This is a genomic window from Streptomyces sp. KL2 (assembly GCF_046529545.1).
GTDB lineage: Bacteria > Actinomycetota > Actinomycetes > Streptomycetales > Streptomycetaceae > Streptomyces > Streptomyces radiopugnans.
The window spans coordinates 5,289,310-5,302,151 of the sequence record NZ_CP127170.1 but is presented as its reverse complement, the minus strand read 5'-3'; the positions used below and the strand labels follow the sequence as shown (position 1 = coordinate 5,302,151).

Sequence of the window (12,842 nt, the reverse complement as noted above, 5' to 3'; positions counted from 1 at the left end):
GGCGTACTCCGCCCGGGTGAGCGGGGCGCGGCGGACGGCCGGGTGGGGCGGTGGGAGGACGACCGGGTGGGACGGTGGGAGGACGGCCGGGTGGGACGGTGGGAGGACGGCCGGTATCGATCTTCCACGGACGGGAAGGGCCGTAGTGTGCCTGAAGTTCCCGAACCCGTGATCGAGCTGGTGCGGCGGCGCAGGGAGCCGGTGGTCGTCCAGGCCCTCCGCTCCACGGCGGCCGCGACGCTCGCCTACGCCGCCGCCCTCTGGCTGACCGACGCCCGGGCCCCGCTGCTGGCCCCGCTGACCGCGCTGCTGGTCGTCCAGGTCACCCTCTACGCCACGATCACCAGCGGCATCACCCGGGTCAACGCCGTGGTGGCCGGGGTCACGGTCGCCGTCGGTTTCAGCGCCCTGGTGGGCCTGAGCTGGTGGAGCCTGGGCCTGCTCATCCTCACCTCACTGGCCGTCGGGCACCTGGTGCGGGCCGGCGACTTCATCCCCGAGGTGGCGATCAGCGCCATGCTGGTGCTGGGGGTGTCCCATGCCACGGACCTGGCCCTGAGCCGGGTGCTGGAGACCCTGATCGGCGCCGCGGTCGGCCTGCTGTTCAACTTCCTGTTCGTGCCTCCGGTGTGGGTGCAGCCCGCCGAGGAGGCGCTGGTGGACCTGGCCGACCGGATGCGGCGGCTGCTGCTGCTCATGGGCGAGCAGCTGGGCGTCCCCACGCCGGTGCACCGGGCGGCCGCCCGGCTCCACGAGGCCCGGCGGCTGGACAACGACATCACCCAGGTCGACGCCGCGCTCGTACAGGCCGAGGAGAGCCTGCGCCTGAACCCCCGGGTCAAGGAGGCGCTGCTGTCCCGGGTCGTGCTGCGGACGGGCCTGGACACCCTGGAGATCTGCACCACCGTGATGCGCGCGATGTCGCGGACCCTGACCGACCTGGCCAGGGCCCGCGAGGAGGAGCCGCTGTTCCCGCACGAGGTTGCCGAGGCCGTGGAGGAGCTGTTCGGCAACGTCGCCAGGGCGGTGCAGAGCTTCGCCGTCCTGGTCACCAGCAGCGACAGCGCCAGTTCCGAGGAGGCGGAGGACCGGCTGGCGGCCGAGATGGAGGCCGGACGCGCCGGGCGCGAGCGGGTCGCGCACCTGCTGCTCGCCCGCGTCCAGGAGCACCCGCGCCAGTGGCACCTGCTGGGGGCGCTGCTGTCGGAGTTCGACCGGGTGCTGGACGAGCTGGACGTGGAGAAGCGCTCGACGCGCCTGGCGGAGGAGCTGGACCGCTACACCCGCGAGGAGCGGGACAGGCATCCGGTGCTGTACGAGCTCAAGCGCCGCTTCCGGCTGCCCCGCAGCCGCCGTCGCCGCCGCAGCCCCGACGCCGACCGGGCGGAGGTCTGAGGACACCCGTCCCGCGCCGGGTCGGTGCCCGTGCCGCGCCGGGGCGCGATTGTCAGTGGCCGGTGGTTTGCTGGGAAGCGGTCGGCCGGAACCCGGCAGGCCGGTCCGGAAGTGTGCCGCGCCCTCTGCCGCCGGGCGGAGGGCCGGACGAGGGTCACAGGGGGCCTCGATGAGTGACGTCGCGACGGCGAGCAGCACCAAGGGCGCGGCCGCGCGCGAGCCCGCGGAGCCGGAGCGGGCGGAGCTGCGGCTGGAACGGCACCGGGTGGAGCTGACGGGCTACTGCTACCGGATGCTGGGGTCGGCCTTCGAGGCCGAGGACGCCGTACAGGAGACCATGGTGCGCGCCTGGCGCGCCCTGGACCGCTTCGAGGGCCGGTCCTCACTGCGGTCGTGGCTGTACCGCATCGCCACCAACGTGTGCCTGGACATGCTCGGAGGCAGCCGCCGGCGCGCCCGCCCCATGGACCTGTCGTCCCCCTCGGGGGCGGAGAACCCGCCCGGGCCCGCCCTCCCGGAGGCCACCTGGATAGAGCCCATGCCGAGCGGCCGGATCCTGCCCGGCGGCGGCGATCCGGCCGAGACGGCCGTGGCGCGGGAGTCGGTCCGGCTGGCCTTCATCGCGGCCCTCCAGCATCTGGCGCCCCGGCAGCGTGCGGTGCTGATCCTGCGCGAGGTGCTCGCCTGGCGGGCGAGCGAGGTCGCCGAGCTGCTGGGCACCACGGTCGCGTCGGTCAACAGCGCGCTCCAGCGCGCCCGCGCCACGCTCGCCTCCGGTGAGATCACCCCCGACGGGAGCACGGATTCGATGGACGAGGAGCAGCGCGCCCTCCTCGCCCGCTACGTCAGCGCATTCGAGTCCTACGACCTCGACGCCCTCACCGCGGTGCTGCACGACGACGCGACGCTGTCGATGCCGCCCTACGGGCTGTGGCTGCGCGGCCACGCCGACATACGGGCGTGGCTCACCGGGCACGGCGCGGGCTGCCGGGGGTCACGCCTGGTGCCGGTCACGGCGAACGGTTGCCAGGCGTTCGGGCAGTACCGGCCGGATCCGGACGGCGGCTTCTCACCCTGGGCGCTGCAGGTCGTCGAGGTGTCCGGCGGCCGGGTCACCGCGCTCAACTCCTTCCTGGACACCGCGCGGCTGTTCCCGCTGTTCGGGCTGCCTCCGCGCCTCGCTCCCCGCTGAACGCCCCCGGTCCGGCACCGCGCCGGTGCCCGCGCCGGCGGTGAGCAGCTCCCCGTCCAGCCCGGTCCAGGCGAGGAACCGCAGCAGCCCGCCGTCGGCGTCGCCCAGCCGTATCCGGCGGCCCATACGGCGGGCGGTCAGCTGCATCCGGGCCAGTGCCTCGACGGTGACCATGTCCGCCGCGCAGAACTCCCCGGCGTCCACGACGACCGGGTCCGCCCGGGTGCGGTTCAGTACCCGGTGCAGCCGCTCGCACAGCAGCGGTATGTCGGCGCGGGTGACCGGGCCTTCGGCGGCCAGTACGAGCGGGGCCGTCTCCCCGCCGGGCGGCCGCGGTTCCTCATGAGCTGCCAAGACCGGTCCTCCTGCCATGGGGGTCACCGGGACAGACCGGCCGGACGGGCGGAACTCATCGCCCCGCAGCGCGGCCGCCGGTGCGGCGATCCCGTCCGGCGGTGCTCCGTCCGGGCGAAACGGGCGCTGCCCGTCCGCCCCCGTCCGGCCGTGCCCGTTTCGGCTCCCCGTCCGAAGGGCACTCCGGCGCGGACGCGACAGCGGCCGCAGCGGCCGAGCGGCCGAGCGGCCGAGCGGCCGAGTGAGGAGGCAGCACCGTGGGCGGAGCGGTACGGCTGGATCTGGAGGGCAGGAACGCGCTGGTGACGGGCGGCGCCCGCGGCCTGGGCGCGTCCATCACCCGCCGTCTCGCACGGGCCAAGGCCGCCGTGCGGGTGGTGGACGTACGCCGCGAGGAGGGCGAGAAGTTCTGCGCCCGGCTCAGCGAGGAGGAGGGGGCGGACGTCCGCTTCCTGGAGCTGGACGTCCGCGACCCGGAGGCGGTCGAGGCGGCCTTCCGGGGGCTGGACGAGGCCTCCTGGCCACTGGACATCCTGGTCAACAACGCCGCGGTGGACGTCTCCAAGCCGATCGAGCACCTGTCCGCCGAGGAGGTCACCCGGGTGGTCTCCACCAACCTGCTCGGCCCGATGTACATGTGCCTGGAGACCTACCGGCGCATGGTGGCACGCGGTGGCGGGCACATCGTCAACATCCTTTCCACGGCCTCCAACCGCACCTGGACCGAGGCCGGCCCGTACTCGGCCGGCAAGTCGGGGCTGCGCGCCTTCACCCACACCCTCTTCAAGGAGGCGCAGCGCGACTGCATCGGCATCGGGATCACCGGGGTGATCGCGGGAGGCATGGAGACCCCGTTCGTGACGGAGCGCTTCCCCGACGCCGACACCTCCAAGCTGCAGAGCCCCGACATCGTGGCGGACGCGGTCATGTGCGCGCTGTCTGTCCCCGAGGGCAGCGTGATGCCCGAGGTGGTCGTGGTGCCGCGCAGCGAGTCCTCCTGGCCGTGACCGGCGCGCGGGGCGGGACGGTGCCCGCTCCCGTCCCCGCTGCGGGGACGGGAGCGGGCACCGGTGCCGTACGGGGTCAGGCCTGCGTGATCGGCTCCTGGAGCTCGGTCACCCACTTCTCCCTGTCCTGCGGGCACTCCAGGTACAGCTCCCGTGCGTAGCCGGCCGAGCGGTGGCCCGCGGTGTCGATCCAGCGGGCCAGTGCCTGGGCGGTGGGCATGATGCGGTCCATGGGGCCGCGGTGGACGATGGTGGCGGCCCGCTCGATTCCGGGCAGGTCCACGATCTCGAAGTCCTCTCCCCCGCCGGCCCCGGCCGCGACCGTGATGCCGGCGTGGACGACGACCGCGCCGCCCCCGCCGGGGGCGTCCTCGTACCAGGCGATGCCCGGCCCGGCCGGTTCCACCCCGGCCCGCTCCAGCCGGCGGCACAGCTCGTCGTACAGCGGCTGGATGACCGGGCCGATGTGCTCGGGCCCGAAGCTGTCGGCGATGCCGGTCAGCTCGGCCACCCGCACCGGCGGAATGCTCTTGACCACGATGTCCTCGGTGGGCATGCGTCCCTCGCTCTCGATCGTCCGGAGCCTCGCCTCGACCCGGGCCAGCCGCGCGGTGGCGGCCGCCACCGCGTCCTCCAGTTCCGCCCGCCGCAGTCTGAGCATCCCGCGCAGTTCCTCGGTGCCCAGCCGCTCGTCGAGCATCGACCTCACCTGTTCGAGGGTGAAGCCGAGGTCCTTCAGCGCGATGACGCGGTTGAGCCGGGCGAGCTGGCCCGCCTCGTAGAAGCGGTAACCGCTGACCGGATCGGTCCGGGCGGGGCGCAGCAGCCCGATCGCGTCGTAGTGCCGCAGCATGCGGACCGACACGCGGCCGTGCCTGGCGAAGTCTCCGATGGTGAACATGACGCCTCCCACTCCAGGGCCTCACACGGTGTCAGGGTCAAGCCCGGGCGGCACGGATGTCCCGAAGGGTCCGGGCGGGGCCCTCGTGGAGCCTTCAGCCGTCGTGTCCGGGGCCGCCCGCTCCCGCGCCCGGGGAAACCGCGGAGGCTGCGTCCGGAGCGGCGGGGGCGGTGACGCGGCCGTCCGCGCGGGCGGCGTTGCGGGCGATGGCGTCGGCCAGGAGCGGCCAGAGCTGTTCGGGAAGGTCGTGCCCCATGCCGGGGACCACCAGGAGCTCGGCGCCGGGGATCGCGGCGGCCGTCGCCTCGCCGCCGCTGCGGTCGATGAGGGGGTCGTCGGCGCCGTGGACGACCAGCGCCGGAGCGGTGACGGCCCGCAGGTGCGGCGTGCGGTCGGGCGAGGCCAGGATCGCGGCGTACTGGCGCGCGAAACCGTCGGACCGGGGAGAGCGGTCGTAGGCGGCCTCGGCACGCTCGCGCAGCTCCTCGGGGGTGGCCGGGTATCCGGGCGAGCCGATGACGGAGAACGAGCGCACGCCCCGCTCCCCCGCCTCCCGCCGGTTGCGGGGCGGGGGCGCGGCCAGCGCGGCCAGCGCCTCGGGGGCGCCCCGGCCGACGGAGCGGTCCCCGGTGGTGGACATGATCGAGCACAGCGAGCGCACCCGCGAGGGGTGGTCGATCGCGAACTGCTGGGCGATCATGCCGCCCATCGAGGCCCCGGCGACGTGCGCGGCGTCGACCCCCAGGGCGTCGAGCAGGCCCGCGGCGTCCCGGGCCATGTCGGCGATGCGGTAGGGGGCGGTGGAGGTGTCGCCGGCCAGGACGGCCCTGATGTCCGGGGGCGGGCAGTCGTCCAGGAAGGTGGACAGACCGCAGTCGCGGTTGTCGTAGCGGACGACGTGGAAGCCGCGGTCGGCGAGCGTCCGGCAGAACTCCGGGTGCCAGGCGGTCATCTGGGCGCCGAGGCCCATGATGAGCAGCAGCACCGGCCCGTCCGGGTCGCCGAAGGTGTCGTACTCCAGTTCCATCCCGTTGGACAGGGCGCGTGGCATCGTGTTCCTCCTCGGCGGGGCCCGGCGGGGGCCGGGCCGGTCGGCTTCTGCGGCCGTCGGGCGGTCCGCCGCCCGTCGCCGGGCCGTACGGCGGCCCGCCGGGCGAGAGCTGCCTACCAGCCGGTCGGTACGATAGCGGGGCCGCGTCCGGGAGGGAACGGAGGAAGCCCCGGCCGGGACACTGCCGGTGACGAGCCCCGCCGCGGCCCCGTGCCGCCCCTCGGCGGAGGGGGTGCGCCGGTGCCCGCGCTCAGCCGCGCCCGCCGCCCTCCTCGCCGAAGGTCACCGAGACCTGTTCGAACCCCAGGGAGCGCAGCAGGTTCTCCAGCATGTCCCGGGTGTTCGCCTCGGCCCGCTTCACCAGCCCGCTCTCCTTCGCGGCCTCGCCGATGTGCTCGACGGCCAGCCGGTGGACCTCCCGCTCGTCGCCGGGGTTGTCGGAGAAGACGTCGCCGAGCCGGTCGAGCAGGCCGCGCTCCTTGGTGACGGCGTACGAGCGCTCGGCGTCCAGCGCGGGCTTCTCCAGCCTGGCGTGCGGCAGCCGCACCGTGGCGCCCCTGCGGTCGTCCGTGACCGTGACGGCCTCCTCGCCGAGACCGCCCAGGTCCACGTACGCGCCGACGCTGCCCGTGCCGACGAACAGCGTCCGGCTGCCGCGCACCGCGTCCGGCAGGAACTTCGCGTCCTTGTCCAGGTCGACGACGACCTGGAAGGTGCCGGAGGCGCCCTCGTAGCGGCTCATGTCCCTGAGGGACTTCAGCACCGCGGGGCCGGTGCGGTCCTCGGTCTCGGTGGCGAACGGGTTTCCCAGTTCGGGCAGGAGACGGAGCTGTCCGGCCAGCAGCGCTCCGGCCAGTACCAGGACCACCAGCAGGAGCGGGGCCATCCACCTCGGGGAGGGCGTGGACCTGTCGGGCCGGACCATCTGCGTGCACCTCCGTCAGCGGCGGGAGACTCCGTCAGGTGGGGTGTTCCCCGAAACTTCCGCCGCATGGCAGGGAGTTGGCGCCGCGCCGGCAGGACGGGCCGGGACACACCCGCGGACTCGCGGGCCCGCGCCGCCGTCCCGGGAAGGGATTTCCCGCTCCGTGATCGCCTCGGCCCTCTCCGGCACCGCGCTCGTCGGGGACCGGCCTCCACGGTCCCCGACGAGAGGATCCGGGCCGGCGTCAAGACGGTCAGCGGCTCGGGTGGTCCGGCGGGGGCGGCGCGTGACGCCCCCTGCCCCGGCCGCGCACTGACACACGGCGGTGCGCCCCCGCGGCGGGCCGCCCGCCTTGTCCGCTCCGCGTGTCCGCCCCTCCTGCCGCCCCTCCTGCCGCCCCGGTGCGCCCGGTATCGGCCGGTATCGAACGGACGACGGCGGGTACCGGTGCTCTCGTGGAAGCCTCCGGCCCCGGTCGGCCGTACGACCGAGGAGGCCGGGCCGGCACCCCGCGGCCCCGGCGGTCCGCCAGGACGGCGGCACGGTGCAACGGCGGTGGGGAACGACGAGACGACCTGGAGAGCGGAGTGACTGTGACCGAGCATCCGGGCGAGGCGGCACCGGCCGAGCGGAACGCACCGGCCGCCCCGCGCCCGGCGACCGGGACCGGCGGCGGGCAGGACCGCCGGGAGGCCGACGAGGGGCTCGAGGAGCTGCCCCCGAACCTCACCCAGGCCATTCTGGAGGCCACCAAGCAGGTGGCATCCCTGCTGAAGGGCGCCGGGTACCCCTTCGCCCTGGCGGGCAGCGTCGCCGTCTACGCCCACGGCGGCCCGGGGAACCTCCAGCACGACGCCGACTTCTGCATCCTCCCCGAGGACGCCGACACGGTGGCCGCCACGCTCCGCGACGCCGGGCTGGAGGTGTACACCCCGCCGGAGGACTGGCTGCTCAAGGCCCGGTGCATGGGCCAGGACATCGACCTGATCTTCGAGCTGGCCCGGCAGCCGGTGACCCGCGAACTGCTGGGGCGGGCCGAGGAGCTGCCCGTGGAGTCGGTCCGCATGCCCGTGCTGTCGGTGACCGACCTGCTCGCCAGCCTGCTGAACGCCTTCACCGAGCACCACTGCGACTTCGGCGCCGTGCTGCCGATCGCGCGGGCCCTCCGGGAGAAGGTCGACTGGTCCCGGGTGCGGCGCGAGTGCGGTTCGGAGCCGATGCCGGACGCCTTTCTCTACCTGCTGGAACGCCTGCAGGTCATCTCGCCGGACGACGACCGTGGAGGACGGCCATGACGGAGCCCGACACCAGCCGGGGGGACCGGACGAGCGGCGCGGACAACATCGAGTACCGCATCGCCCACCTGCAGGAGAGGCTCGTCCGCGAGGAGGTCGCCGAACTCGGCATGCGCATCGAGTCCCGCGGCGGCACGGTGGTCGTCAGCGGCACCGTCCCCACCGCCGAGTGCCGCGACACCGTCGTGCGCATCGCGGAGGAGGAGCTGGGCGGCACACCGGTACGGACCGACATCGTCGTGGCCGACCCCACCGCCCCCGACCGCCCTGAGGAGCTGGCATGATCCGCATCGCAGCCGTCGGCGACATCCACATGGGACCGGACAGCAAGGGAGTGCTGCGCCCCGCCTTCGAGACCCTGCCCGACTGCGCCGACCTCCTGCTGCTCGCCGGGGACCTGACCCGCCACGGCACGCCCGAGGAGATGCGGGTCGTCGCCGAGGAGGTCGCGGGCCTGCGGGTGCCGGTGATCGCCGTGCTGGGCAACCACGACCACCAGGACGAGCGCCCGGAGGAGGTCACCGCGGTGCTGCGGGACGCGGGCGTGACCGTCCTGGAGGGCGAGGGGACGGCCCTGGACGTGAACGGCACCCGCGTCGGCGTCGCGGGGACCAAGGGGTTCGGCGGAGGGTTCGCCGGGCGCAGCGGCGGCGAGTTCGGCGAACCGATCATGAAGGAGTTCATCCGCTACACCCGCCGCTGCGCGGACGGTCTGCGGGCCTCGCTGGAGGAGCTGGACCGGCGGGGGTGCGCCGTACGGATCGCCCTGACGCACTTCTCCCCCGTGCCCGACACCCTCGCCGGCGAGCCGCTGGAGATCTACCCCTTCCTGGGCAGCTACCTGCTGGCCGAGGCGGTGGACGCGGCGGGCGCCGACCTGGCCGTCCACGGGCACGCCCACGCGGGCACCGAGCACGGTATGACCAGCGGCGGGGTGCGGGTGCGCAACGTCGCCCAGCCGGTCATCCGGCGCGCCTTCGCGGTGTACCACCTGGAACCCGGTGCGGAACGCGGGGCCGGGGCGCTGGCCGAGGCCTCCCGCTGAGCCTCCGGTGCGCCCGCCGCCGCACCGGCCCGCGCACCCGCCCGCGCGTACGAGAGGAGAGCACGCCGTGCACGACGCCACCGGGGCCGACCGCGGGCCCCCTTCCCCGGACGACGCCCGGGCCCGGCTGGGGCGTGTCGCCGCGGAGGTCTTCGGCTGGAGCGAGCTGCGTCCCGGCCAGGCCGAGGCCATGGAGCAGGTGCTGCACGGCCGGGACACGCTTGTGGTGATGCCCACCGGTGCGGGGAAGTCCGCCGTCTATCAGGTGCCCGCGGTGCTGCTGCCCGGTCCCACCGTGGTGGTCTCCCCTCTGATCGCGCTCCAGCGGGACCAGATCGAGGGGCTGTCGGAGAGCGGGGCGCCGGACGCCCCGATGGCCGTCGCGGTCAACTCCGCCCAGGGCGCCGGCGAGACCGCCGAGGCCTGGCGGGCCGTGCGCGAGGGGGACGCGGAGTACCTGCTCCTCTCCCCCGAGCAGCTGGCCAAGGACGAGGTGGTGGAGAGGCTGGCGCGGACCGGGCCGTCGCTGTTCGTGGTCGACGAGGCCCAGTGCGTCTCGTCCTGGGGTCACGACTTCCGCCCGGACTACCTGCGTCTGGGGCATGTGGCGCGGCGGCTGGGCCGCCCCACCGTCCTCGCCCTGACCGCCACCGCCGCCCCTCCCGTGCGCGAGGAGATCGTCGAGCGCCTGGGCATGGAGCGGCCCGCCCGGATCGTCGCCGGCTTCGACCGCCCGAACCTCCGCCTGGAGGTGCGCAGCTTCCTGGAGGAGGCGGAGAAGCGCCGGGCCGTGGTGGAGCGGGCCGCCGCCGAGGCCAAGCCGGGCATCGTCTACACCGCCACGCGCAGGGAGGCGGAGGAGTACGCGGAGCAGCTGGCGGAGCTCGGTCTGTCGGCCGTCGCCTACCACGCGGGCCTGCGGTCGGCCGAGCGCTCCCGCGCCCACGAGGCGTTCCTCGACGGCGGACTGGACGTGGTGGTGGCCACCTCCGCCTTCGGAATGGGCATCGACAAGCCGGACGTGCGGTTCGTGCTGCACGCCTCCGTACCCGGCTCGCCGGACGCCTACTACCAGGAGATCGGCCGGGCCGGCCGCGACGGCGCCCCGGCGTCGGCCGTGCTGCACTACCGGTCCGAGGACCTGGGGCTACAGAAGTTCTTCTCCTCCGGGCGCCCCGACACCGGGACGCTGGCCGACGTCGCCGAAGCGGTGTACGGCCGCGGCGCCCCGCTGCCCGCGTCGCGGGTTCGCGAGCGGACCGGGCTGTCCGCCAGCCGTCTCACCGCCGCCGTCAACCTCCTGGAGGAGGCCGGGGCGGTGGCGGTCACCCCGGACGGGGAACTGGTGCCGACCGGGGACGCCGGCCCCGAGGAGGCCGCCGACCGCGCGGCGGAGCTGGCCGAGGCCCGGCACAGGCTGGAACGGTCGAGGGTGGAGATGATGCGCGGCTACGCCGAGACCACCGGCTGCCGCCGCCGCTTCCTGCTGGGGTACTTCGGCGAGGAGTACGAGCCGCCCTGCGGCGACTGCGACAACTGCCTGGCGGCCGAGGAGGAACGGAACCGGGCGCGGGACGGGGAAGGCCGCGAGCCGGAGCGGTACGAGGAGCGGGGGGCGCGCGGCCTGCCCGACCGGCCCGTGCCCCGTGCCGAGGAGGGTCCGCGACCGGACGCGGGCCGGTTCCGCACCGGGGCGCGGGTGCGCCACCGCGAGTGGGGCGAGGGCCTGGTGATGAGCGAGGAGGAGGACCGGATCACCGCCCTGTTCGACACGGTCGGCTACCGCACCCTGTCGCTGGACGCCGTGGTCGGGCAGGGACTGCTCACCCTCGACGAGGAGGCGGGCGGCCCCGGCGAGGGGACAGGCGGCTGAACCGCGCATCCCGGCGGCCCGGCCCTCGGGCTCAGGGCGCCCTGTTCTCGACCGAGAACAGGGCGCCCTGCGGGTCCCGGACGACCGCCTGCCGCCCCGAGGGGGTGTCGGCCGGTGCGGAGACCACCTCGGCTCCCAATGCCTCCGCCTTCACCGCCGCCGCGTCCACGTCCTCGACACGGAAGTGGACGTGCCAGTGCGGACGCACCCGCGGGTCGGGCGCGTCCTCCACCGCTCCGCCGCTCAGCCCCGCCACGGTGCGCTTGTCGATGCGCAGGATCACCCGGTCGTGCTCGTAGCGGATGTCGTATCGCTCGGGATCCCCCTTGTCCCAGCCGAACACCTCACCGTAGAAGAGCGCGGCGGCGAAGGCGTCGCGGGTCAGCAGCTCCAGCCAGGAGGGGGCGTTGACCCTGCTCCTGGCCTGCCACTCCGGGTCGATCCCGCCCTCCCAGATCCCGAAGACCGCCCCCGCCGGATCGGCCGCCCACGCCACCCGGCCGGAGGCGAACCGCACCGGTCCCACGGCGACGGTCGCCCCGCGTTCGCGCACCCGCCCGGCCGCGACGTCGACGCTGTCGGAGGCGAAGTACGCGGTCCAGGCGGTGAGGGTGCGCAGGCTGTCCTTGGCCTCGCCCAGTCCGGCGACCGGGACGTCCCCGGCCAGCGCGACCACGTAGTGGCCGAGCCGCTGCGAGCCCGGCCGGTACCGCCAGCCGAAGAGTTCGCCGTAGAAGTTCTGCGCGGCTTCCAGGTTGGGAGCCAGCAGGGTGACCCAGCAGGGCGCGCCCTGCGGCACGCGCTCGGTCTCCGTCACGGCCGATCACCACACCGTCTCTCGTCCGGGCCGTCTTGTCGGGCCGTCTTCTCCGGGCTGCCGCGGCTCCCTCCCGCGAGACCGATGCTGCCCTCTCGCGGCGCCGGTGGGAAACCGGCGTCCACCAACCGGCGCAACGGCCGTCCCCGGCGGGGGCCTTTCAGGGACGGCGCCAGGAGTCGCTCTCCAGATGGGAGCCGGCCTGCGGGCCCATCCGCAGCATGCCGCCGTCGACCGCCCACGACGCGCCGGTGACGTAGGCGGCGTCCGGCCCGGTGAGGAAGGCGACCACGGCCGCCACCTCACGGGCGTCACCGGGCCGCCCCGCGGGGATGCCGGGCCGCTTCTCGGTGGTCACGTCGGTGTCCTCCTGGCCGGTCATCGGCGTGGCGATCTCGCCGGGCGCGACGGCGTTGACGGTGATCCTGTCGGCGGCCAGTTCCAGGGCCATGACCTGGGTGAGCAGACCGAGTCCGCCCTTGGCCGCGCAGTAGGGCGCGGCCCCCACCCGCGGCTGGTGCTCGTGGACGCTGGTGATGTTGACGATCCTGCCGCCTTCGCCCTGCCGGATCATGCGGCGGGCGGCGCGCTGACCGCACAGGAAGGGGCCGACGAGGTCGACGTCGAGTACCTGCCGGACGGTGTCGAGGCCGATGTCGAGGAAGGGGGTGGCGGTGCCGGTGCCGGCGTTGTTGACCAGGACGTCGATCCTGCCGAGTTCGTCGGCGAGGCGGTCGACCGCGTCCACCGCGGCGGGCAGGTCGGTGAGGTCCATCCGCTCGACGGCGGCCCGGCGTCCGTGGGAGCGCACCTCCTCGGCCGTCTCCCGCGCGCCCTCCTCGTCCTCGTGCCAGGTGATGCCGATGTCCATCCCCTGCTCGGCCAGGCGTACGGCGGTGGCGCGGCCGATCCCCGAGTCCGCACCCGTGATCACCGCGACGCGGACGGGGGATTCGCTGTGTGCGTTCATCAGACCTCCTGGATCGG

Annotated in this window: 12 protein-coding genes and 1 pseudogene; 7 read left to right on the top strand and 6 right to left on the bottom strand. The window is 74.7% G+C overall.

Translation table 11 applies throughout. The features are described 5' to 3' along the window. Nucleotides 1–147 precede the first annotated feature (147 nt). Together QPK52_RS23845 and QPK52_RS23840 are read left to right on the top strand one after the other, a co-directional pair. Nucleotides 148–1,395, top strand: a complete 1,248-nt coding sequence (locus QPK52_RS23845) for an FUSC family protein (RefSeq protein WP_410539517.1) — start codon at nt 148–150, stop codon at nt 1,393–1,395. 169 nt (nt 1,396–1,564) lie between these two features. Further along, nucleotides 1,565–2,587 (top strand): sigma-70 family RNA polymerase sigma factor, encoded by a 1,023-nt coding sequence (locus tag QPK52_RS23840; protein ID WP_410539516.1) that lies wholly within the window; start codon nt 1,565–1,567, stop codon nt 2,585–2,587. A 66-nt stretch (nt 2,588–2,653) separates the two neighbouring features. Here the strand turns inward: QPK52_RS23840 and QPK52_RS23835 are convergent. After that, a pseudogene (locus QPK52_RS23835) lies at nt 2,654–2,959 on the bottom strand (STAS domain-containing protein); the annotation flags it as partial. Between the two features lie 239 nt (nt 2,960–3,198). Here QPK52_RS23835 and QPK52_RS23830 point away from each other — a divergent pair. Beyond that, nucleotides 3,199–3,948 (top strand): SDR family oxidoreductase, encoded by a 750-nt coding sequence (locus QPK52_RS23830; protein ID WP_410539515.1) that lies wholly within the window; start codon nt 3,199–3,201, stop codon nt 3,946–3,948. Between the two features lie 76 nt (nt 3,949–4,024). Here QPK52_RS23830 and QPK52_RS23825 read toward each other — a convergent pair whose 3' ends face one another. The 3 genes from QPK52_RS23825 to QPK52_RS23815 form a co-directional block, all read right to left on the bottom strand. Next, nucleotides 4,025–4,849 (bottom strand): MerR family transcriptional regulator, encoded by an 825-nt coding sequence (locus QPK52_RS23825; RefSeq protein ID WP_410539514.1) that lies wholly within the window; start codon nt 4,847–4,849, stop codon nt 4,025–4,027. 94 nt (nt 4,850–4,943) lie between these two features. Next, complete coding sequence (locus tag QPK52_RS23820) at nt 4,944–5,900, bottom strand: alpha/beta fold hydrolase (protein WP_410539513.1); 957 nt, start codon at nt 5,898–5,900, stop codon at nt 4,944–4,946. Nucleotides 5,901–6,150: 250 nt separating this feature from the next. After that, nucleotides 6,151–6,825, bottom strand: a complete 675-nt coding sequence (locus QPK52_RS23815) for a DUF4230 domain-containing protein (protein ID WP_410539512.1) — start codon at nt 6,823–6,825, stop codon at nt 6,151–6,153. 593 nt (nt 6,826–7,418) lie between these two features. Between QPK52_RS23815 and QPK52_RS23810 the strand changes: the two genes are divergently transcribed. The 4 genes from QPK52_RS23810 (at nt 7,419) to QPK52_RS23795 (ending at nt 11,038) form a co-directional block, all read left to right on the top strand. Beyond that, the gene (locus QPK52_RS23810) at nt 7,419–8,120 is read left to right on the top strand and encodes a hypothetical protein (protein WP_410539511.1); all 702 of its coding nucleotides are present in this window, start codon (nt 7,419–7,421) and stop codon (nt 8,118–8,120) included. Continuing rightward, on the top strand, nt 8,117–8,404 hold the full coding sequence (locus QPK52_RS23805) for a BON domain-containing protein (protein WP_410539510.1): 288 nt from the start codon (nt 8,117–8,119) through the stop codon (nt 8,402–8,404). Before QPK52_RS23810 ends, QPK52_RS23805 begins: the two co-directional genes overlap by 4 nt. Continuing rightward, complete coding sequence (locus QPK52_RS23800) at nt 8,401–9,165, top strand: metallophosphoesterase family protein (protein ID WP_410539509.1); 765 nt, start codon at nt 8,401–8,403, stop codon at nt 9,163–9,165. Before QPK52_RS23805 ends, QPK52_RS23800 begins: the two co-directional genes overlap by 4 nt. Nucleotides 9,166–9,232: 67 nt before the next feature. Then, nucleotides 9,233–11,038 (top strand): RecQ family ATP-dependent DNA helicase, encoded by a 1,806-nt coding sequence (locus QPK52_RS23795; RefSeq protein ID WP_410539508.1) that lies wholly within the window; start codon nt 9,233–9,235, stop codon nt 11,036–11,038. Nucleotides 11,039–11,069: 31 nt separating this feature from the next. On the opposite strand, the gene QPK52_RS23790 is transcribed toward QPK52_RS23795, so the two are convergent. Together QPK52_RS23790 and QPK52_RS23785 are read right to left on the bottom strand one after the other, a co-directional pair. Continuing rightward, nucleotides 11,070–11,855, bottom strand: coding sequence for a VOC family protein (locus QPK52_RS23790; RefSeq protein ID WP_410539507.1), 786 nt, complete (start codon nt 11,853–11,855; stop codon nt 11,070–11,072). Nucleotides 11,856–12,015: 160 nt separating this feature from the next. Next, nucleotides 12,016–12,825 (bottom strand): SDR family oxidoreductase, encoded by an 810-nt coding sequence (locus QPK52_RS23785; RefSeq protein ID WP_410539506.1) that lies wholly within the window; start codon nt 12,823–12,825, stop codon nt 12,016–12,018. Between the last annotated feature and the right edge of the window lie 17 nt (nt 12,826–12,842).

Coding starts and splice junctions, on each gene's coding strand:
- QPK52_RS23840 (WP_410539516.1), top strand. CDS start 1,565: ATGAGTGACGTCGCGACGGCGAGCAGCACCAAGGGCGCGGCCGCGCGC.
- QPK52_RS23825 (WP_410539514.1), bottom strand. CDS start 4,849: ATGTTCACCATCGGAGACTTCGCCAGGCACGGCCGCGTGTCGGTCCGC.
- QPK52_RS23820 (WP_410539513.1), bottom strand. CDS start 5,900: ATGCCACGCGCCCTGTCCAACGGGATGGAACTGGAGTACGACACCTTC.
- QPK52_RS23815 (WP_410539512.1), bottom strand. CDS start 6,825: ATGGTCCGGCCCGACAGGTCCACGCCCTCCCCGAGGTGGATGGCCCCG.
- QPK52_RS23805 (WP_410539510.1), top strand. CDS start 8,117: ATGACGGAGCCCGACACCAGCCGGGGGGACCGGACGAGCGGCGCGGAC.
- QPK52_RS23800 (WP_410539509.1), top strand. CDS start 8,401: ATGATCCGCATCGCAGCCGTCGGCGACATCCACATGGGACCGGACAGC.
- QPK52_RS23785 (WP_410539506.1), bottom strand. CDS start 12,825: ATGAACGCACACAGCGAATCCCCCGTCCGCGTCGCGGTGATCACGGGT.